19 protein-coding genes are annotated in these 19,438 nt (G+C 64.7%); 7 read left to right on the forward strand and 12 right to left on the reverse strand.

Annotated elements, in window-relative coordinates; genetic code table 11:
- Positions 1–62: 62 nt before the first annotated feature.
- The 5 genes from denD to ACQR1E_RS04500 all read right to left on the reverse strand — a co-directional run bounded on the left by denD (position 63) and on the right by ACQR1E_RS04500 (position 5,841).
- Complete coding sequence (gene denD / locus ACQR1E_RS04480; protein WP_315749735.1) at positions 63–1,046, reverse strand: D-erythronate dehydrogenase; 984 nt, start codon at positions 1,044–1,046, stop codon at positions 63–65.
- 220 nt (positions 1,047–1,266) lie between these two features.
- The gene (locus tag ACQR1E_RS04485; protein WP_316164601.1) at positions 1,267–2,175 is read right to left on the reverse strand and encodes a carbohydrate ABC transporter permease; all 909 of its coding nucleotides are present in this window, start codon (positions 2,173–2,175) and stop codon (positions 1,267–1,269) included.
- Positions 2,172–3,125, reverse strand: a complete 954-nt coding sequence (locus ACQR1E_RS04490; protein WP_315749734.1) for a carbohydrate ABC transporter permease — start codon at positions 3,123–3,125, stop codon at positions 2,172–2,174. The genes ACQR1E_RS04485 and ACQR1E_RS04490 overlap by 4 nt, the downstream gene beginning before the upstream one ends.
- 264 nt (positions 3,126–3,389) lie before the next feature.
- On the reverse strand, positions 3,390–4,712 hold the full coding sequence (locus ACQR1E_RS04495; protein ID WP_434843376.1) for an ABC transporter substrate-binding protein: 1,323 nt from the start codon (positions 4,710–4,712) through the stop codon (positions 3,390–3,392).
- 67 nt (positions 4,713–4,779) lie between these two features.
- Complete coding sequence (locus tag ACQR1E_RS04500; protein ID WP_315714458.1) at positions 4,780–5,841, reverse strand: ABC transporter ATP-binding protein; 1,062 nt, start codon at positions 5,839–5,841, stop codon at positions 4,780–4,782.
- A gap of 300 nt (positions 5,842–6,141) precedes the next feature.
- On the opposite strand from ACQR1E_RS04500, the gene ACQR1E_RS04505 reads away from it, so the two are divergent.
- From ACQR1E_RS04505 to ACQR1E_RS04535, 7 genes are all read left to right on the forward strand, one after another.
- Positions 6,142–7,221 carry a LacI family DNA-binding transcriptional regulator gene (locus ACQR1E_RS04505; RefSeq protein WP_315749730.1) on the forward strand — a complete coding sequence of 360 codons (1,080 nt, stop codon included), beginning with the start codon at positions 6,142–6,144 and terminating at the stop codon, positions 7,219–7,221.
- A 138-nt stretch (positions 7,222–7,359) separates the two neighbouring features.
- A complete protein-coding gene (locus tag ACQR1E_RS04510) occupies positions 7,360–9,183 on the forward strand; it encodes an IlvD/Edd family dehydratase (RefSeq protein ID WP_315714460.1) in 1,824 nt (607 codons plus the stop codon).
- A gap of 142 nt (positions 9,184–9,325) precedes the next feature.
- The gene (locus tag ACQR1E_RS04515; RefSeq protein WP_315749728.1) at positions 9,326–10,060 is read left to right on the forward strand and encodes an SDR family oxidoreductase; all 735 of its coding nucleotides are present in this window, start codon (positions 9,326–9,328) and stop codon (positions 10,058–10,060) included.
- A 115-nt stretch (positions 10,061–10,175) separates the two neighbouring features.
- Complete coding sequence (locus ACQR1E_RS04520; protein ID WP_315714463.1) at positions 10,176–10,922, forward strand: SDR family NAD(P)-dependent oxidoreductase; 747 nt, start codon at positions 10,176–10,178, stop codon at positions 10,920–10,922.
- A 201-nt stretch (positions 10,923–11,123) separates the two neighbouring features.
- Positions 11,124–11,513, forward strand: a complete 390-nt coding sequence (locus tag ACQR1E_RS04525; protein WP_315714464.1) for a GFA family protein — start codon at positions 11,124–11,126, stop codon at positions 11,511–11,513.
- 55 nt (positions 11,514–11,568) lie between these two features.
- Positions 11,569–12,249, forward strand: coding sequence for a site-2 protease family protein (locus ACQR1E_RS04530; RefSeq protein WP_315714465.1), 681 nt, complete (start codon positions 11,569–11,571; stop codon positions 12,247–12,249).
- A gap of 61 nt (positions 12,250–12,310) precedes the next feature.
- Positions 12,311–12,712, forward strand: coding sequence for a hypothetical protein (locus ACQR1E_RS04535; protein WP_315714962.1), 402 nt, complete (start codon positions 12,311–12,313; stop codon positions 12,710–12,712).
- A gap of 21 nt (positions 12,713–12,733) precedes the next feature.
- On the opposite strand, the gene ACQR1E_RS04540 is transcribed toward ACQR1E_RS04535, so the two are convergent.
- From ACQR1E_RS04540 to ACQR1E_RS04570, 7 genes are all read right to left on the reverse strand, one after another.
- Complete coding sequence (locus tag ACQR1E_RS04540) at positions 12,734–13,522, reverse strand: cell envelope integrity protein TolA (protein ID WP_315714466.1); 789 nt, start codon at positions 13,520–13,522, stop codon at positions 12,734–12,736.
- A gap of 16 nt (positions 13,523–13,538) precedes the next feature.
- On the reverse strand, positions 13,539–14,006 hold the full coding sequence (gene exbD, locus ACQR1E_RS04545; RefSeq protein WP_315714467.1) for a TonB system transport protein ExbD: 468 nt from the start codon (positions 14,004–14,006) through the stop codon (positions 13,539–13,541).
- Positions 14,007–14,012: 6 nt separating this feature from the next.
- Positions 14,013–14,951: a tonB-system energizer ExbB gene (gene exbB, locus ACQR1E_RS04550; RefSeq protein ID WP_315749722.1), complete on the reverse strand. Its 939-nt coding sequence runs from the start codon at positions 14,949–14,951 to the stop codon at positions 14,013–14,015.
- An 11-nt stretch (positions 14,952–14,962) separates the two neighbouring features.
- A complete protein-coding gene (locus ACQR1E_RS04555) occupies positions 14,963–15,652 on the reverse strand; it encodes a Fe2+-dependent dioxygenase (RefSeq protein ID WP_434896728.1) in 690 nt (229 codons plus the stop codon).
- Between the two features lie 2 nt (positions 15,653–15,654).
- Positions 15,655–18,075: a TonB-dependent receptor gene (locus tag ACQR1E_RS04560; RefSeq protein WP_434896729.1), complete on the reverse strand. Its 2,421-nt coding sequence runs from the start codon at positions 18,073–18,075 to the stop codon at positions 15,655–15,657.
- Between the two features lie 259 nt (positions 18,076–18,334).
- Complete coding sequence (locus ACQR1E_RS04565) at positions 18,335–18,595, reverse strand: hypothetical protein (RefSeq protein WP_315749715.1); 261 nt, start codon at positions 18,593–18,595, stop codon at positions 18,335–18,337.
- A 377-nt stretch (positions 18,596–18,972) separates the two neighbouring features.
- Complete coding sequence (locus ACQR1E_RS04570) at positions 18,973–19,434, reverse strand: MarR family winged helix-turn-helix transcriptional regulator (RefSeq protein ID WP_315749714.1); 462 nt, start codon at positions 19,432–19,434, stop codon at positions 18,973–18,975.
- Between the last annotated feature and the right edge of the window lie 4 nt (positions 19,435–19,438).

Consider the following 19,438-nt stretch of genomic DNA (forward strand, 5'->3'; position numbering starts at 1 on the left):
AATGTCTCCCTGCCCCTCAAATGGCGCTTTGCGCCATGTGAGTCCAGAGGCTGGCGGCCGTCTCAGGCCACGAACTTGCCACCGAGCTCATCCTCAATGTGAATCCGGATGATGTCGTCGAAGGTCTTTTCCTCGGTGGTGAAGCCGAGTTCGCGAGCCCGCTTGGCCTCGAAATTCCGCGGCCAGCCGGCGACGATGCCCACAATGAAGGGATCCGGCTCCCGCTTGATGCGATCCGCCACCTTGTCGCCTGCCACGCGACGCAGGGCTGCGATCTGCTCGCCAACCGTCGCCGACAGGCCGGGCATGGTCAGGTTCCGGCGTGGGCCGATCTTGGCCGTGTCCATGGTTGCGGCATGCAGGAGGAAGCCGACCGCCGAGCGCGGCGTGGCGTGCCAGTGGCGGACGTCCTCGGACACCGGCAGCACGGCCTCCTTGCCGGCCAAGGGCTCGCGCAGGATGTTGGAGAAGAAGCCGGAGGCGGCCTTGTTGGGCGCGCCGGGGCGGATGCAGATGGTCGGCAGGCGGATGCCGACGCCGTCGAAGAAGCCGCGGCGGCTGTAATCGGCCAGCAGGAGCTCACCGATCGCCTTCTGGGTGCCGTAGCTGAGCAGCGGCGCATTGACGAACTCGTCGCCGATGGCCTCGGGGAACGGCGCGCCGAACACCGCGATCGAGGAGGTAAAGACCAGCCGCGGCTTGTAGCCGTCGCCGATCAGCCTGACGGCGTCGAACAGCATCCGCGTGCCGTCGAGATTGATGCGGTAGCCCTTGTCGAAATCGAGCTCGGCCTCGCCGGAGACGATCGCGGCGAGGTGGAAGATCACGTCGGGACGGCCGGCGACGAGCTTCTCCGCAAAGCCTGGGACGGCGAAGTCCCCGGCGATGGTGTCGACGGCGATGGACGTGTCGGGCTTAGACGGCGCGACGATGTCCTGCAGCGTCATGCGAGTGATGGCCTTGTCGCCGAGGCGGCCGTCGCGGACGAGACGCTCGACCAGCTTGCGCCCGACCATGCCGGCGGCGCCGAGAACGAGAATATGCAAGGGTATGCTCCTTCAAATGCAACGATTGGGCATGGTCTCAACGTTCGTCATTGCGAGCGAAGCGACTTGTCCGCCATAGCCCGAAAGGCGACGGCGGAAGCAATCCAGAGTCATCGGAATGGCTCTGGATTGCTTCGTCGCTTCGCTCCTCGCAATGACGGGAGTTGAGATCCGCGTGAGCAGCAAGCGACGCCTTGACCCGGCTCACGGACAAAGCCGCCTACTCCTTCACCGCGCCGGTCATGGCCGACACATAATGCTCGACGAAGAAGGCGTAAAGGATCACGAGGGGCAGCGAGCCGACCAAGGCGCCGGCCATCAGCGATCCCCATTTGTAGATGTCGCCGTCGACGAACTCGTTGACGATGGCGACCGGCACGGTCTTGTTCGGGGTCGACTGCAGGAACGTCAGCGCGTAGATGAACTCGTTCCAGCACAGCGTGAACGAGAAGATGAAGGCGGAGATCAGGCCGGGCACCGCCAATGGCACCACGATCTTGACCAGGATCTGCCAGCGGCTGGCGCCGTCGATCAAAGCGCATTCCTCGAGCTCGAACGGGATGGTCTTGAAGTAGCCCATCAGCAGCCAGGTCGAGAACGGGATGAGCAGCGTCGGATAGACCAGGATCAAGGACAACGGCGAGTCGAACAGCCCATAGGCCTGGATCACCGAGGCCAGCGGGATGAACAGGATCGACGGCGGCACCAGATAGGCGAAGAAGATCAGCACGCCGACGGTGTCGGCGCCCTTGAAGCGCAACCGCACGATCGCATAGGCCGCGAGCACGGAAGCGAAGATCGACAGCGTGGTGGCGCCGACCGCGACATACATCGTGTTCCACAGCCAGCGCGGATACTGCGTCTCGAACAGCAGCTTGGAGATGTGCTTGAAGGTCGGATGCACCACCCAGAACGGATTGTACTTCTCCATGTCGATCAGCTGCTCGTCGGGTTTGATCGACGTCAGCCCCATCCAGTAGAACGGGAACAGCAGCACCACGAGGATGATGAACAGCGGCAGATAGAGCGTCACCAGCCGCCGCGGCAGCGACTCCAGATAGCTCATGCCCTCGGATTCGTCGGTGCCGGCGGTGGTGGGCGCCTTGGCGTGCAGCGTGGTGTCGGTCATTGGTCGGATCCTTGCTGCCATTTGCGCCGTTGCATGCCGAACCAGGAAATCGCGATCGCCGCCATCAGGAACGGGATCATGGCGGTGGCGATCGCGGCGCCCTCGCCGAGCCGGCCCGAGATGATGCCGCGCTGATAGCTCAAGGTCGCCATCAGATGCGTGGCATTGACCGGGCCGCCGCGGGTCAGCGCCCAGATCAGCTGGAAGTCGGTGAAGGTGAACAGCACCGAGAAGGTCATGACGACCGCGATGATCGGCGTCAGCAAGGGATAGGTGATGAAGCGGAAGCGCTGCCAGCTGGTGGCGCCGTCGAGCGTGGCCGCCTCGTACAGCGAGGGCGACACGGTCTGCAGGCCGGCGAGCAAGGTGATCGCGACGAACGGCACGCCGCGCCAGATGTTGGCGATGATGACGGAGGCGCGCGCCCAGGAGGTGTCGCCGAGGAAGTTGATGTTCTGGGTGATGATTCCGAGCTTGATCAGCGACCAGGAGATGATCGAGAATTGGGAATCGTAGATCCACCAGAACGCGATCGCCGACAGCACCGTGGGCACGATGAAGGGGATCAGCACGATGGCGCGGATCATCGCCTTGAACGGCATGTGCCGGTTCAACAGCAGCGCGAGATAGAGCCCGATGGCGAATTTGATGGCGCTCGCCACGATCGTGTAGAGCAGCGTGTTGAACACCGACAGCCAGAAGATCGAGTCGTCCCACAGCCATTCGTAGTTCTCCAGACCGACGAAGACGCCGCTGCGGCCGATCTTCTCGTCGGTGAAGCTCATCCAGACGCCGAGCCCCAGCGGATAGGCCAGGAACAGGATCAGGAAAGCCGCCGCGGGCAGCATGAACCACAGCGCGATCACGTTGCGGTTGGTCTTGATGCGCACCCATGCCGAGGGCTCGCCGACGGCGGCGCCTCGTGGCAACGAGGTCTGAATGGTACTCATTTATCCAGCAGCTCCCTTCGAACCGTGGGGTGAGCGACGCGCGCCCACCGGCGTTCGGGACGGATAGAGTTACTCCGTCATTGCGAGGAGCGAAGCGACGAAGCAATCCAGAGTCCGACGTTCCTCCCGGGATTGCTTCCGCCGTCGCCCGTCGGCTATGGCGGACATGTCGCTGCGCTCGCAATGACGGTGGGCACGGCGCGTTGCGCCTTGCCCACCCTCCGACGATGGCGACCGGCGCTCTCGCGCGCCGGTCGGCCTCGCTCAGCGGAAGATGCGCTTGGCGGAGCGCTCGGCGCTCGCCATCGCCGTCTTCACGTCCTCGCGGCCCGTGCAGTAGTTCGCGAACATGTCGACCAGGACGAAGTCGGCGATCGCGGCCGCAGCGGCCTCGCCGAGCTTGCCGACGCCGGCCGGCGTGGTCGCGGTCGCCGCGACGTCGCGATACGGCGTGTTCTTCGGATCGACGGTCCAGATCGGGTTGGCGTCATAGGCCTTGAGGAAGTGCGACAGGTAGCCCTGCGCCGCCTCGATCCACGGATTGAACTGCTCCGGCTCCAGCATGAAGGCGGTGAACGCCTTGCAGGTCTGCGGATACTTCGAGAAGTTGAACACCAGGATCGGGAAGCCCAGATGCATCTCGCGGGTCTTGCCGTCGAGGCCGGGCGGCAGATGCGCGTGGTTCATGTCCTCGGCGATCTGCGGCGCCTCCTTCTTGGCGGTCACGTAGATCGAGATGCCGTTGACCGTCGCGTAGAGCTGGCCGGCCAGGAACGCCTTGTTGTTGGAGCTATCGTTCCACGACGCGGTGCCCGGCACGAAATTGTCGTACAGGCCCTTGACGTATTCGAGCGCCTTGGCGGTCTCCGGCGAGTTGATGACGACCTTGTTGTCCTTGTCGATCAAATTGCCGCCGTGCGCCCACAGCGCCCAGTGCACCCAGCCATTGGCGTCACCCGAGGCGTGGCCGAGCGCCATGCCGCCCGGGGTGCCGTTCTTGTTCATGGCCTTGAAGAACTCGGACATTCCCGCGAGATCCTTCGGGAACTCCTTGAAGCCGGCCTTCTCGGCCGCCGAGATGCGGTAGTTGACGAGGCCGCCGGTGGCCGCCACGGGAATGCCGATCCACTTGCCGTCGAGCATGCCATAGGCCTTGCCCGAGTCGGTCCAGCCGCCGCACTTCTTGCCGAGGTAATCGGCGACGTCGGTCATGTCGACGCACTTGTTGGAGAACAGGAAGGGCAGCGTGTAGAGGCCCCACACCATGTCGAGCCCCTGCCCCGTATTGGCCGCGACCGAGGCCTTGGGCTGGACGTCGTCATAGGATTCGTTGGAGACGTTGATGGTGACGTTGTTGGCCTTCTGGAAGGCGTCGACGATCTTCATGAAGGCCACGTCCTCGGCCTCGACGAAGCGCTTCCAGCGCATCATGTTGATCTTGGCGCCCGGCTCGGGCTTGAAGGGCGAGGTCTGCGCCCAGGCCTTGGCGTAGCCGAGCAGATCCTCCGCCGACATCGTCGCCGCAGCCGCCAGCAGCGTCGCGCCGCCCTTAAGCAGAGACCGTCGGTCCGTGGGGAAATGAGCCATCTGAAGTTTTCTCCCGTTGAGTATTTTGCTTGTTTTGTTTGTTGTGTCGTTGCGTCGAGCGGCCGGCTCAAATCCTCCGGCCGCTATCCTTGTCGAACAGATGCGCCGCCGACGCGCGCGGGCGCAAATGGATCTTCTCGCCGGGATTGACCTCGTGGCGATCGCGGAACACCGCGATGATGTCCTGGGTGCCGATGCGGGCGACGATCTGCGTCTCCGAACCGGTCGGCTCGACCACGACGACCTCGGCTTCGATGCCGTCGCTGGCGAGCTCGAGATGCTCGGGCCGCACGCCGTAGACGACGGGGCGGCCGTCGGAGGCAGCCGGCGCGGTGAGGATCGGCAGCCGGGCGCCGTTCTCGGTCTCGACATAGACCGAGCCGTTGGACTTGAGGTGGCCGTTGAGGAAGTTCATCGCCGGCGAGCCGATGAATCCGGCCACGAACTGGTTGTCCGGCTTGTCGTACAGATCGAGCGGCGAGCCCATCTGCTCGACGATGCCGTCATGCATCACGACGATCTTGTCGGCCATCGTCATGGCCTCGATCTGGTCGTGGGTGACGTAGACGGTGGTGGTCTTGAGACGCTGATGCAGCTCCTTGATCTCGGTGCGCATCGCGACGCGCAGCTTGGCGTCGAGGTTCGACAACGGCTCGTCGAACAGGAACACCTGCGGATCGCGCACGATGGCGCGGCCCATCGCGACGCGCTGGCGCTGGCCACCGGAGAGCTGGCGCGGATAGCGGTCGAGCAGCGGCGTCAGCGCCAGGATCTCGGCGGCGCGCGCGACGCCCTTCTTGATGTCCTCCGGCCGTGCGCCGCGCAGCTTCAGCGAGAAGCCCATGTTGTCGGCGACCGTCATATGCGGATAGAGCGCGTAGTTCTGGAACACCATCGCGATGTCGCGCTCTTTCGGCTGCACGTTGTTGACGACGCGCTCGCCGATCGAGATGGTTCCGGCGGTGATGTTCTCGAGCCCTGCGAGCATGCGCAGCAGCGTCGACTTGCCGCAGCCGGACGGCCCGACCAGCACGACGAACTCGCCATCCTCGATCGGAATCGTCACGCCGTGCAGCACTTCGAATCCGCCGAATGATTTGCGCACGTCGCGAATTTGCACCGACGACATCAATTTCCTCCTCAAAGACCGACAGCATTGGCTGCTTGCCGGCGGCATTCTGACCGTTGTTCTCGGCCGTTTGATCAGGCCGCTTGTCGTTTTGTAGTCCTGGTCGTGCAGTCTTGTTCTTGGTGGTCTTGTTTTTGATGGTCTTGTTGGCTCTGGTCGTTCCGACCGGCTCCGAAACAGGGCCAGTACGGCCGACATTGTCCGCAGTTCAGTTCGCTTCCGCAATGCCTCGCTTAGCAACCGCGTGATAGCGCTGTCAATATCGCTTGTGTACCAGACCGCCTATGCTATGAGCGAGGCATGGGACGGAAACGCATCGAGCCGGGCAAAGTCCGGCTGACCGAAGTTGCGGCACTGGCGGGCGTCAGCCCGATCACGGTGTCACGCTTCTTCCGTAATCCCGACACGGTCTCGGCCGGCCGCCGCACGAGGATCGAGAGTGCCGCCAAGGAGCTCGGCTATGTGCCGAACCTCGCCGCGCGCGCGCTCGCATCGCAGCGCACCGAAGTGATCGGCGTGCTGATACCGTCCCTCACCAACAACGTGTTCTCCGACGTGCTGCGGGGCATCTATGATGCGTTCGAAGGCAGCCGTTACAGCATCCAGCTCGCCAACACCCGCTACAGCGTGTTGCAGGAGGAGCGCCTGCTGCGGTTGTTCCTGATGCAGAAGCCGGCCGGCCTGATCGTGACCGGTCTCGACCAGACGGCGGAGAGCCGGTCGATCATCCAGGCAGCGGACTGTCCCGTCGTGCAGATCATGGAGCTCGGCGCCGCCCCGATTGACATGATGATCGGATTTTCGCACGTCGATGCCTGTTTTGCAGCCATTTCACACCTTCTCGCGCAGGGCTGCCGCCGCATCGGCTTCATCGGCGCCCGCATGGACCCAAGGGTGCAGCGCAGGCTGCAGGGCTATCAGAACGCGATGAAGGAGGCCGGCTTGTTCGACCCGCGTCTCATCGTCACGGCGCCTGTTCCGACCTCGACCACAATGGGCGGCAGCCTGTTCTCCGATCTGCTGATGAAGGCGCCGGATCTCGACGCCGTGTTCTGCGCCAACGACGATCTCGCGCTCGGCGTGCTGTTCGAATGCCAGCGCCGGCACATTGCGGTACCCGAGCAGATCGCGATCGTCGGCTTCAACGACATGGAATTCATGGCCGCGGCGGTTCCGACGCTCACCAGCGTGCGTACCAATCGCTACGAGATGGGTCGGCGTGCGGCGACGATGATCATGGACGCCGTCGAAGGCCGTCCCGTGGCGCAGCGCGTCGTCGATCTCGGCTTCGAGGTGATCGAACGGCAGAGCTCGACCTTGCAGCGCGCCGCCGCAAGTCCGCAGCCCGCGTCGGGGCGCGCTTCCGGAACAAAATGGTAGCGCAACCAAAAGCCATGAACTAGAACCACTCGAACCAACGACGACTTGAACGAAAGACGTAGGCGATCTTCGACAGCGGGCCGATAGCGCGCAGACGACGGACCGGCCTCGCCACGTTTGCACTGCGGGAGAAAACACATGACGAACTCGAACGGGCATGCCGGCAACGGCGCTGACAAAAGCCGCAAGCTGCGCTCGCAGGCGTGGTTCAACGATCCGCACAATCCGGGCATGACCGCGCTCTATCTCGAGCGCTATCTGAATTACGGCCTGACCCGGGCTGAGCTGCAGTCGGGCAAGCCGATCATCGGCATTGCCCAGACCGGCAACGATCTCTCGCCCTGCAACCGCCACCACATCGAGCTGGCGCACCGCGTCCGCGAGGGCATCCGCGCCGCCGGCGGCATCGCGATGGAATTTCCGACCCATCCGATCCAGGAGACCGGCAAGCGCCCGACGGCCGCGCTCGACCGCAACCTCGCTTATCTCGGCCTGGTCGAAATCCTGTTCGGCTATCCGCTCGACGGCGTGGTGCTGACGACCGGCTGCGACAAGACGACGCCGGCCTGCCTGATGGCCGCGGCAACCGTGAACATCCCCGCCATCGTGCTGTCGGGCGGCCCGATGCTGAACGGCTGGCACGAGGGGCAGCGCACCGGCTCCGGCACCGTGGTGTGGAAGTCGCGCGAGCGGCTCGCCGCCGGCGAGATCGGCTATGAGGAGTTCATGGAGATCGTCGCCTCCTCGGCGCCGTCGGTTGGCCATTGCAACACCATGGGCACGGCGTCGACGATGAATGCGCTGGCCGAGGCGCTCGGCATGTCCCTGCCCGGCTGCGCCGCGATCCCCGCGCCCTATCGCGAGCGCGGCCAGATCGCCTACGAGACCGGAACGCGCATCGTCGACATGGTGTGGGAAGACCTGAAGCCGTCCGACATCCTGACACGCAAGGCGTTCGAGAACTGCATCGTCGCCAACTCCGCGATCGGCGGCTCGACCAACGCGCCGATCCACATCAACGCGCTGGCGCGCCATGTCGGCGTCGAGCTCGACATCGACGACTGGCAGAAGGTCGGCCACGACGTGCCGCTGCTCGTCAACATGCAGCCGGCCGGCTTCTATCTCGGCGAGGAATTCCATCGCGCCGGCGGCGTGCCGGCCGTGATCGGCGAGTTGATGCGGCACAAGCGCATCCACGAGGACGTCATCACCGTCAACGGCCGCAGCATGGGTGAGAATTGCCGCGAGGCAGCGAAGCCCGACGGCGACGTGATCTGGTCCTACGACAAGCCGCTGGTGAAGGATGCCGGCTTCCTGGTGCTGCGCGGCAACCTGTTCGATTCCGCGATCATGAAGACCAGCGTGATCTCCAAGGAGTTCCGCGACCGCTATCTCAGCAATCCGAAGGACCCGAACGCCTTCGAGGGCCGCGCCATCGTGTTCGAGGGGCCTGAGGACTATCACGACCGCATCGATGATGAGCAGCTTGCGATCGACGAGCACTGCGTGCTGTTCATCCGCGGCGCCGGTCCGATCGGCTATCCCGGCGGCGCCGAGGTCGTGAACATGCAGCCGCCGGCGGCGCTGATCAAGCGCGGCATCCTGTCCCTGCCCTGCATTGGCGACGGCCGGCAGTCCGGCACCTCGGGCTCACCGTCGATTCTCAATGCGTCGCCGGAGGCCGCCGCCGATGGCGGGCTCGCAATCCTCAAGACCGGCGATCGCGTGCGCATCGACCTCAACAAGGGCTCGGCCAATATCCTGATCTCGGACGAGGAGCTTGCGAAGCGGCGCGCCGAGCTGAAGGCCAAGGGCGGCTTCCCGCACCCCGCCAACCAGACGCCATGGCAGGAGCTCTATCGCAACACCGTCGGCCAGCAGGCCACCGGCGCCTGCATGGAGCTTGCCACGCGCTATCACAACATCGCCGGCACCGTGGGTGTGGCAAGGCATAATCACTAGACCCAACTGCCGTCATTCCGGGGGCGCGCGAAGCGCGAGCCCGGAATCCATACTCCCGATCGTGGTTATGGATTCCGGGCCCATCGCTTCGCGATGTCCCGGAATGACGATAACTAAGAAGTCAATTCCCAAGGGAGACTCCATGTCCGACCGTCTCAAGGGCAAGCGCGCCTTCGTCACTGCCGCCGCTGCCGGCATCGGCCGCGCCTGTGCCATTGCCTTCGCGCGTCAAGGCGCCACCGTATTCGCCACCGACATCGATGAGAACGGCCTGAGCACGCTGAAGAGCGAAGGCATTGCCGAGGTCGCGACGCTCGACGTGCGCAACACCGCGGCCGTGAACGCGATGGCCGAGCGGGTCGGCAAGGTCGAGATCCTGCTCAACGCTGCCGGCTTCGTGCACAACGGCACCATCCTCGACTGCTCCGACGACGACTGGGATTTCTCGTTCGATCTGAACGTCAAGTCGATGCATCGCACCATCCGCGCCTTCCTGCCGAAGATGCTCGATCAGGGCGGCGGCGCCATCGTCAACATCGCCTCCGCCGCGGGCGTGTTCAAGGCGGCGCCGAACCGCTACGTCTACGGTGCGACCAAGGCAGCCGTGGCGGCGCTGACGCGCTCGGTCGCAGCCGATTTCGTCGGCAAGAAGATCCGCTGCAACTGCATCTGCCCGGGCACGATCGAAACGCCCTCGATGCTGGGACGCGCGGCCTCGGCCGGCCCGAACGGGCTGGAGATGTTCATCTCGCGCCAGCCGATGGGCCGGCTCGGCACGGCGGAGGAGATCGCCCATCTCGCGGTCTATCTTGCCAGCGACGAGAGCGCGTTCACGACCGGCGTCGCGCATACCATCGACGGCGGCTGGACGCTGTAGTTCTGCTTCGTCATTCCGGGGCAGCCCGCAGGGCTGAACCCGGAATCTCGAGATTCCGGGTTCGCGCTGCGCGCGCTCCGGAATGACGACAACAAAGATCGACCGGGGAAACATCATGAACCACATCGACCTTACCAACCGCTGCGCCGTGGTCACCGGCGGCGCGCAAGGTTTTGGCCGCGCCATCACCGAGCGCTTCAAGTCGTCGGGCGCGAAGGTTGCGATCTGGGATCACGACATCGCGCTGGCGGAGAAGACCGCGCAGGCGATCGGTCCGGAGGTGCTGGCGCTGCAGGTCGACGTCACCGACACCAAAGCGGTCGAAGGCGCCCGTGACGCGACGCTGGCCGCGTTCGGCAGCATCGACATCCTGGTCAACAATGCCGGCATCGCCGGCATCAACAAGACGGTGTGGGAGACCGATCTCGAGGAGTGGCGCAAGGTGCTGCGCATCAATCTCGACGGTCCCTTCATCTGCGCCAAGGCGATCGTGCCGGTGATGCTGAAGCAGGGCTATGGCCGCATCGTCAACATCGCCTCGATCGCCGGCAAGGAGGGCAACCCGAACGCTGCGCACTACTCCGCGTCCAAAGCCGGCCTGATCGCGCTGACAAAGTCGCTCGGCAAGGAGCTGGCGCAGCACAACATCACGGTCAATGCGGTGACGCCCGCCGCGGCGAAGACTGCCATCTTCGACCAGATGACGGAAGCGCACATCAACTTCATGCTGTCGAAGATCCCGAAAGGCCGCTTCGTGCTGGTGGAAGAGCTCGCCGCGCTGGTGTCGTGGCTCGCCTCGGAAGAGTGCTCGTTCTCGACCGGCGCCGTATTCGACATTTCCGGTGGCCGCGCAACTTATTAGTCGGCGTGCCGATCGATAGAGCCCGTCCTCACCGAGAAATCGTCATTGCGAGGAGGCGAAAGCCGACGAAGCACTCCAGAGCTCCTCGCGCGGCCCTGGATTGCTCCGCGGCGCCGCTGCGCTCGCAATGACGGCGATAGGCAGAACCGTTCCGGTACTGCTGACGATCGCGAGAGATCATGACCAGTTGGAGGTCCCACCATGACCCACCACGGCGGCTGCTTCTGCGGCGCGGTGCGCTTCCAATGCACCGGCGAGCCGATCAACGTACGCGTCTGCCACTGCCGCAACTGCCAGCGGGCGACGGGCGCGCCGTTCTTCGCCCGCGCGCTGTTCGCGCACGACGCGCTGACGATCACCGGCGAAACCGCGCGCTTCCCCTCCTCCGACGCGCTCGATCGCATGTTCTGCCCGCGCTGCGGCGTCAGGCTGTTCTCATGGCGCAGGACGCGCCCGGTTGTCGGCGTGGCCCTGGCCTGCTTCGACGACCGCAACGCCTTTGCCCCGACCGAGCACATCTGGGTCTCGGAAAAGATGGATTGGGTGCAGCTCAGCGACGGCCTGCCGCAATTTCCGGAGAATCCCGCGTAGCATCGGGGAACCATCGTGCCTATGTAAGGCGGTAACGCGTCCGGAACCCCGATCCTTGAACATCTCGCTCTACGGCATCTCCGTCTGGATCCTGCCGATCATCATCGCCATCACCTTTCATGAGGCTGCTCACGCCTTCGTCGCCTGGCGGTTCGGCGACGACACCGCGTTGCGACTCGGTCGCGTCAGCTTCAACCCGCTCAAGCACATCGATCCGTTCGGCACCGTCCTGCTGCCGGGCATGCTGCTGCTGTCCGGCTCGCCGTTCCTGTTCGGCTACGCCAAGCCGGTGCCGGTCGATTTTCGCAATCTGAAGCCGCTGCGCGCCGGCATGGTGATGGTGGCGCTGGCCGGACCGGCCACCAACATCGCGCTGGCGCTGGCGGCCGGACTGGCGTTCCACGCCCTGCCGCTGGTTCCACCGGAGGCGGCGCGGTGGGTGGCCAGCAATCTGTGGAATATTTTCTCGTTCAACATCCTGCTCGCCGTGTTCAACATGCTCCCGATACCGCCGCTCGATGGCGGCCGGGTCGCGGTGGGCGTGCTGCCGGCGGCGCTGGCGCGGCCGCTTGCCCGGCTCGAGCCGTATGGCATGCTGATTCTGATCGGATGTCTGATCCTCCTGCCGCTGGCGGGTTCCCAATTTGGTCTCAATCTTGATCTCGTGTCGGGGCTGCTCCGCGCCACGACCGATTCTCTGAAGCAGCTGCTTCTGCTATTGACGGGTAATGTCTAGATCTACCCGTCAGGGATGGTAACGAACGAGCCCCGAGGCACTCTTGGTCAAAGCCGCTGACATGATGATCGCACGCCGCGCCGACACCCGCGCCCGTGCCGATTTCGCGACCTGGAAGATGATCGCCAAGCTGAACGGCGCCTCCGGCCTGCCGCCGGCGGCGCAGGACTTCCTGGCAAGCTACAAGGCCCGCCTCGGCGACATGCCGGAGGACGAGGCGACCGAGGCCACCATCCGCGAGATGTACAAGGCCTATTATGCCGAGATGGGCGGCGGCGGCGCCCCGCCCGAGGTCAAGCCGGTCGCCGCCGAGCCGGTGACCGGCAATGTCACCGCCTTCCGCAAGCTGCCGCCGAAGAAGGCGGCGCAAAGCGGGACGACCGCTCCGCGCAAGCTGCCGGTTGCGCTGATCTTCGCCGCGCTCTGCGTGGTCTACGTCGGAGTCAGGCTGTATTGGCAGTGAGGTCAGCCGAACCCCACCCGCTCATTTCGGCGGGTTGAACTTGACCGGCAGGATGAAGGAGAACTCGTCGTCGGTGAGGCCCGCGGGAGGCTTTGGCACGGGATCCGAACGGCGGACCATGCTGAGGGCGGCCTGATCGAACTCCGGATCGCCGGACGTTTCCTTGACGTCCACCGAGACGACACGGCCGAGCCGATTGAGCACGAGCGCCAGCTTGAGCTGGGCAGCGGCCTTCTTTCCGGATGGATACTTCTTGTGGAGTTCGAAATAGGCGCTGATCTTGCGGCCCCAATTGGCCGTCAGCCTTTGCACGTCCTTGCCGATACCGGCATTCGGCGCTTTGGTCTTCTCGGCTTCAGGAACCTTCTCGTCCAGGGCCTTGCGCGCGCTGTCTTCGGAGGCTTCCTGCGCCTCCGACGCCTGTGTCTGGACCGTCGCGACCTTCTGCTCCTCGGTCGGCTTCTTCACGTCAGAGGTCGTGACCTCGCGGTCGGCCTCCTCGGTCGTGGTCGGCACATCCTTCTGCAGATCGGTCTGCTCGACCTCGGCCTTCTGCTCCTGCATCTGCGGAGCGGCGGTCTGCGCTACCGAGTCCTGTCCGACCGGAACCTCGTCGTCCTCGACCTTCGGCGAGCCCATATCGATGTCGATGACCTCGGCGCCCGCCGCGCCGAGGCCGCCGGCGTCCTCGTCGTCGTTCAGATGCGTCAGCGCCAGCGCGGCCCCGCCGACATGCAGGATCAGCGCGCCCATGATCGCCAGAAACCAGAGACGGCGCGAGGGGGAGTGCCCGATGTCGAGGTCGCTCATCACAAGCCGGCGCTCCTCACGGCTGCGCGGGCTGGGCCGGCGGCACCTGCACGGCCGCGGCAGGCGGCGCTTCCAGCGCCACCAGCTTGATCTTGGTGTAACCGCCGGCGCGCAGCAGTTCCAGGACGCCCATCAGCTCGCCATAGGGCACCAGCTTGTCAGCGCGCAGGAAGATCGGCCGGTCCTTCGGCTGATCGGTCATGGCATCGAGCTCGCGCACGAGATCGACGCGCTTGACCAGATTTTCCCCGATCGCCAGCGACAGGTCCGGCTTGATCGAGACATAGGTCGGCTTGTCCGGCTTCTTCTGCGGCGTGGCGCTCGAGGACGGCAGGTCGATCGGCAGGTCGACGGTCGAGAGCGGCGCGGCCACCATGAAGATGATCAGCAGCACCAGGATGACGTCGATGAACGGCGTCACGTTGATGTCGTGGGTCTCGTCGAAATCGTCGTCGAGATCGCCTTCGGAGAGCGAGACGGCCATCCTCGGCTACTCCGCCGCCCGGACGTGAAGGCCGGTATGGCTGCGATCGAGATCGCGCGACAGCAATCGTCCGGTGGTGCCGGAGGCGCGGTTGACGAGCTCGAGATAGCCCTTCGTGACCCGCGAGAAGTGATTGTAGATGATCACGGCCGGAATCGCCGCGGCCAGACCGATCGCGGTCGCCAGCAGCGCTTCCGCGATGCCCGGCGCGACCACCGCGAGGTTGGTGGTCTGCGATCTGGAAATGCCGATGAAGCTGTTCATGATGCCCCAGACGGTACCGAACAGTCCGACGAAGGGCGAGATCGCGCCGACGGTGGCGAGCAGGCCCATGCCGGTGCGGACCCTGCGCGCTTCGGCTCGAACGATCTCGGTGAAGCTCGAGGCTGCGCGCTCCTTGATGCCCTCGTCACTGCCGAGCCCGGCCGACAGCCGTGCCTCTGATATCGCAGCCTGCAGCAGCAATGCCGCGACGGTCTTGCCTTGACCAAGCGCAAGATGGGCCTCGGCCAGCGACTTCGCCCCGGTCAGCTTGCGCAGCGCGACGACCAGCCGGCGGCGCAGGACGGAGAATTCGAGGCTCTTGGCGATCAGGATCGTCCAGCTTGCGATCGAGGCCAGCGCCAGCATGATCATGACCGCTTTGACGACGATGTCGGCCTTGAGAAACATGCCGAACGGCGACAGCTCGTCCAGCCCGGTGGTCACCGACTTGCCATTGCGGGCGCCGGTCTCGATGCCCACCGGGGCGGCAGCCGTTGGGGCGACCTGTCCCGACGCGGGAGGGGCCATCGTCAGGGCTGTGCCCGGCGCCGGCGCGGACAGATCGGTCGAGACCGCCGGGGCGGACCTGGCCGGCTCCTGCTGCGCATGTGCAGGTAGCCCCGCAGCAACAGACAGACATGACAGGACGATTGCAAACCTAACGAGGAACGATGTCATCATATCTCGGCCCATTAGACCTCGGCCCATTGCCGGATCAGATTGTGATAGATGCCGGTCAGCTTGACAGCATCGGGATCGTCCCTCCCGAGGCGGTCAGCCAAGCTCTGGATCGCCGCGTCCAGATCGAAGATCATGCTCCGGACGTGGGCATCCCGTATCATGCTCTGCATCCAGAAAAAAGAGGCGACCCGGGCGCCGCGCGTGACCGGCGTGACCATGTGAAGGCTCGATGACGGATACAGCACCGCGTGCCCCGCGGGCAACTTGACTTCGTGCGAGCCGTAGGTGTCCTCGATCACAAGCTCGCCACCGTCATAGCTGTCGGGCTCGGCCAGGAACAAGGTCATCGACAGATCGGTGCGGATGCGCAGGCCGGTCAGCGGATCGCCGCGCACGGCATTGTCGACATGGATGCCGAAATGGTCGCCGCGCGAGGCGGTGTAGCGGTTGAACAGAGGCGGAAAGATCTGCAGCGGGATCGCCGCCGACAGGAAGCGCGGATTCTTCGTCAGTGCCGTGATGATGCGCTTGCCCAGCACCCGCGTCGCCTCGCCGTCGGGCGGCAACTGCTCGTTGCGCTTGACCATGGCCGACTGCGCCCCGGCCGTCGAGCGGCCGTCCTCCCAATCCGCCTCATCCATGACGCGGCGGAAGTCGGCGACCTCGTCTTTCGACAGAACGTCCGGGATGCAGATCAGCATGATCAGAACTTCGCAGTGGTGACGATGTAAAAGGCGCGCCCCGGGGCCACGGCGACGAACGGCACCGCGCTCCGATACAGCGTGTCGTAGTACAGCTTGTTGGTCAGGTTCTGGGCATAGAGCTTCATGGTCCAGTTCGCGTCGAGCTTCTTCTCGACGAAGGCGTCGAAGCGCCAGTAGCTCGGCAGCTCGTTGCCGGTGTTGGCCGCGAAGGTGCCGCCATAGACCTTGGAGCGGTAGACCGCCTGCCCGCCGATCTCCCAGCCATTGTCGAGCTTGTACTTCGACAGCATGCTGAACGACTGATGCGCGATGTTGGCTAGCTGCAGGCCGATGTTGGAGGCGACGCCGCTCTGCGTGACCTTCGACTGCATCAGCACCAGGCCGCCGAAGATGCTCCAGCGATCGGTGAGCTTGCCTTCCGCCTCGATGTCGATGCCCTGGATGCGGTAGGCCGCGCCCGAGGTGAGCAGGCCGCCGACGGTCTCGCGGGCATTGTCCTTGGTGGTCTGGAACAGCGCGGCTGAGACCAGCAGATGGCGGTCGACCAGCTCCCATTTGGTGCCGAGCTCGGCCGCCTTGTTGCGCTCCGGTCCGAGCAGGACCGCGGTGTTGGCGGGCACGCCGCCGTAATCGGTGCCGGTGGCGTCGAGTTCGGAGCCGAACGGATTGGCCGAGGTCGCATAGGCCGCGTAGATGCTGCCGATCGGCATCGGCTTGTAGACCAGGCCGACATTGTAGTTGACCAGGTCGGCGTTCATCTTGAGGTATTTCGGCGAATTGGTCGACGAGCTCATGTTGTAGCCGTCATAGCGCACCCCACCGTTCAGGATGACCGTGTCCTGCCAGTTGGCCGTGTCCATGACGTAGACGCTGTTGGTGTTGACGCCGTAGCGCGTCGGGTTGCCGATCAGCGACGGCGTATTGCTGAATGGGATGTAGGTGTATTGCGGCGAGTACACGTTGACGCCGGTAACCGCGCCCGAGCTGGTCGAGCCGCCGCCGAACAATTCGGACGAGAGTCCGGTGTAGCGATCGATCGAGATGTTCTCGTTCGAGAACTCGGTGCCGAGCACCGCGGTGTGCTTGACGCCGCCGGTATCGAGCTTGAACGTCGCATCGTTCTGGTTGGCCCACACGTCCACCGTCTGGTAGCGGCTCTGTGCGCTCGCCGTCGTGGTCCAGAGCAGCGGATTCGGGCTGGTCGTGTTGGGGCCCTGCGGCAACGTGCCGATATAGTTGAGAAGCGAGTGCTCGCCGCGGAACTTGCTGCTGAGGGTGATCGCCTCGTTGACCTTGTACTCGGCTGCGGCAGTGCCGAAATCCTGCCGCGCGGTCTGGAAGTCGCGATTGAGGAAGCCATACCAAGTGCCGCGCGGAATGCCTGCCGAGGTCACGGGGACGTTGCCCTGCTTGTAGTAGGGCACGCCGAAATCCGGATAACCCGACAGATCGGTATGGACATAGTTCGTCGTGATCTTGAGATCGTCGATCGGCGTCCACTTGGTCGAGAGGAAGGCGCCCCAGCGGTCATCGGTGACGAAGTTGCGCCCCGCCACATTGGAGTCCTGGAACAGGCCGCCGGTGCGCACCGAGAAGGTCGGCGAGATCACCTGGTTCACGTCGAGCGTGACGCGCTTCTGCTGGTCGGTGCCGAACTCGGTATCCATCCGCTTGAAGTTCGTATCGCCAGCCTGCTTGGTGACGATGTTGATGGCACCGCCGGCGGTGCCGCGGCCGGCATAGGACGAGGCCGGACCGCGCAGGATCTCGATCTGCTCGGTGAAGAAGTTCTCGCGGATCGACACCGCGGGATCGCGGATGCCGTCGATGAAGACGTCGTTGCGGGCATCGAAGCCGCGAATGAAGAAGCGGTCGCCGAACGCATTGCCGCCCTCGCCCGAGCCGAGCGTGACGCCGGCGGTCGAACGGCCGATCTCCTTGAGCGCGGTGACGTGCTTGTCGGCAAGCACTTCCTTGCTCATCACGGTGATCGTCTTCGGCGTGTTCAGGAGCGGCTCGGGAAACTTGCCCGACGCCTGCACGCGGTTGACCTTGTAGGGCTCGGCTGCGTCCGCGTAGGGGTTGGCGTCCGGCGCGGACAGTCCGCCTGCGTTCGGGAACGCCACCGCGGCCTGCTGCGCCGACTGCTGACGGGCCGCCGCGCGGCGCAGGGCATTGCGCGCGCGGACCTGCTCGGCGGTCGGCTTGGAGGACGTCGGCTTGGCCCGCGCGATCGGCGCATCGACGTTGACGGGCGGCAGGTCGGACGCCGGTTGCGCCTCGGCCGACGACATCGATGCCACCGCCATCAGCCCGGCCACCGCCGACACCTTGGTGACGGAGGGCCCCTCTCCGCGTCCGTCATTGAACCTCATCGCTGCGACCCCACGCAGCGAACGCGGTGCTATCACCTGTCCCATTTTATTTTCACGCGCCCCAGATCTTCATTCCACATCGCTTACGCGGATCATTCGCAGTGCGACGATGTGTCGTTGGTATCGGGCGCGTTTCAGGGGGTCAATTTGAGGAGCCCTAATTTGGCCTTGAATAGTTCCAGATCAAAACAATTCTAAAAACGCTCAACTAACAACATGCGGAACTTGAAATCGTTCTAAACAGCGCGATTTGACTCGCGCTGCCGTCGAATCAGCACCGCGTCGGGCGTAACCCCGGCGCAGGTCAGTTCGACGAGCCAGCCGGCTCGTCGGGGCTCGGCGGCTTCATCAGCGAGAACAGCTCGTCCACGGTCTGCACCGCGATCTGGCGCACGCGATCGGAATCATCGATCCCCGCGATCCGCACGCCCTTGACGACGGCCCTGATCTCATCGCGAAAATCGGTCAGGAAACGCAACGGATCGCGCTGCTCGTTGGCGACGCGCGCGATCAGGCCGGTGACCAGGATCTGGCACGCGAGCATCTTTCCATTCAGTTCTTCCATCGTGAGCTCCCCATTCGCTATCGTCGCACGGCGCATCGTCGGCGACACAGCCTCGCTCCGGTTGAATCCTGCCGCGGCCCGACGGCGCCATGACGGCGGCGGGACCCATCGGCTTCTAATCAGCTCCCATCGGGCGCGACAAGACGGCGAGAATAGGTCGGAGTGCGGCATTCGCACGAGAGACCCGCGCGGCCGGCGAATGGTCCGGCGCGGCGCGCCAGCCGACGATGGCGGCAGAGGATCGCCGCAGACCGCCCTGCTCTCGCGCAGGCCACGCCGCGGCAACGGCAAGCTTCCCCGCCATTTTTCGCACTCAAGATGTTTTATTATACGACGCAACTCAAGATGGGATCAGAACGGTCTGCGCCGCGGCTCGGCTATTTGAGCGCCACCTCGGCTTTCGGATCGGATAGCGTCTTGATCCGATCCTTCAGGTCCCTGAGCGTGGACAGGCTGGTGGCTACGGCCTCGTCCGGAATGTCGTGCAGAACGTCGCCGGCGATCGCATCGCGCAGCTCGTCGAGATCATCGACGAGCTCTCGTCCCGCGGCGGTGAGATGGAGACGGTTCGCGCGGCGATCCCTCGGATCGTGCCGGCGCTCCAGCAGCCCCTGCTCGACCAGCCTGTCGAGCAGACGCACCAGCGAAATCGGCTGCAGTTCCAGCACTTCTGCGAGATCGACCTGTGACATCCCCTCATGCGCGCGCAGCCGAAACAGCACCACCCATTGGGCGCGGGTGGTGCCGCGCTGTTTGGCACGATGATCAATATAGTTGCGCAGGATGCGCGAGCTTTCGACAAGCTGCGCAACGAGCTGACGTCTCATATCCAGCGACATGGCT

This window comes from Bradyrhizobium sp. HKCCYLRH1030, from assembly GCF_051168395.1.
In the GTDB taxonomy this organism is placed as follows: domain Bacteria; phylum Pseudomonadota; class Alphaproteobacteria; order Rhizobiales; family Xanthobacteraceae; genus Bradyrhizobium.

Excerpts from the sequence above, each read along its gene's own strand:
- ACQR1E_RS04490 (WP_315749734.1), bottom strand. The coding sequence starts at position 3,125 with ATGAGTACCATTCAGACCTCGTTGCCACGAGGCGCCGCCGTCGGCGAG.
- ACQR1E_RS04505 (WP_315749730.1), top strand. The coding sequence starts at position 6,142 with ATGGGACGGAAACGCATCGAGCCGGGCAAAGTCCGGCTGACCGAAGTT.
- ACQR1E_RS04500 (WP_315714458.1), bottom strand. The coding sequence starts at position 5,841 with ATGTCGTCGGTGCAAATTCGCGACGTGCGCAAATCATTCGGCGGATTC.
- ACQR1E_RS04535 (WP_315714962.1), top strand. The coding sequence starts at position 12,311 with ATGATGATCGCACGCCGCGCCGACACCCGCGCCCGTGCCGATTTCGCG.
- exbB (WP_315749722.1), bottom strand. The coding sequence starts at position 14,951 with ATGATGACATCGTTCCTCGTTAGGTTTGCAATCGTCCTGTCATGTCTG.
- ACQR1E_RS04525 (WP_315714464.1), top strand. The coding sequence starts at position 11,124 with ATGACCCACCACGGCGGCTGCTTCTGCGGCGCGGTGCGCTTCCAATGC.
- ACQR1E_RS04565 (WP_315749715.1), bottom strand. The coding sequence starts at position 18,595 with ATGGAAGAACTGAATGGAAAGATGCTCGCGTGCCAGATCCTGGTCACC.
- ACQR1E_RS04485 (WP_316164601.1), bottom strand. The coding sequence starts at position 2,175 with ATGACCGACACCACGCTGCACGCCAAGGCGCCCACCACCGCCGGCACC.
- ACQR1E_RS04520 (WP_315714463.1), top strand. The coding sequence starts at position 10,176 with ATGAACCACATCGACCTTACCAACCGCTGCGCCGTGGTCACCGGCGGC.
- ACQR1E_RS04515 (WP_315749728.1), top strand. The coding sequence starts at position 9,326 with ATGTCCGACCGTCTCAAGGGCAAGCGCGCCTTCGTCACTGCCGCCGCT.
- exbD (WP_315714467.1), bottom strand. The coding sequence starts at position 14,006 with ATGGCCGTCTCGCTCTCCGAAGGCGATCTCGACGACGATTTCGACGAG.
- ACQR1E_RS04555 (WP_434896728.1), bottom strand. The coding sequence starts at position 15,652 with ATGCTGATCTGCATCCCGGACGTTCTGTCGAAAGACGAGGTCGCCGAC.
- ACQR1E_RS04560 (WP_434896729.1), bottom strand. The coding sequence starts at position 18,075 with ATGGGACAGGTGATAGCACCGCGTTCGCTGCGTGGGGTCGCAGCGATG.
- ACQR1E_RS04570 (WP_315749714.1), bottom strand. The coding sequence starts at position 19,434 with ATGTCGCTGGATATGAGACGTCAGCTCGTTGCGCAGCTTGTCGAAAGC.
- ACQR1E_RS04540 (WP_315714466.1), bottom strand. The coding sequence starts at position 13,522 with ATGAGCGACCTCGACATCGGGCACTCCCCCTCGCGCCGTCTCTGGTTT.
- ACQR1E_RS04495 (WP_434843376.1), bottom strand. The coding sequence starts at position 4,712 with ATGGCTCATTTCCCCACGGACCGACGGTCTCTGCTTAAGGGCGGCGCG.
- ACQR1E_RS04510 (WP_315714460.1), top strand. The coding sequence starts at position 7,360 with ATGACGAACTCGAACGGGCATGCCGGCAACGGCGCTGACAAAAGCCGC.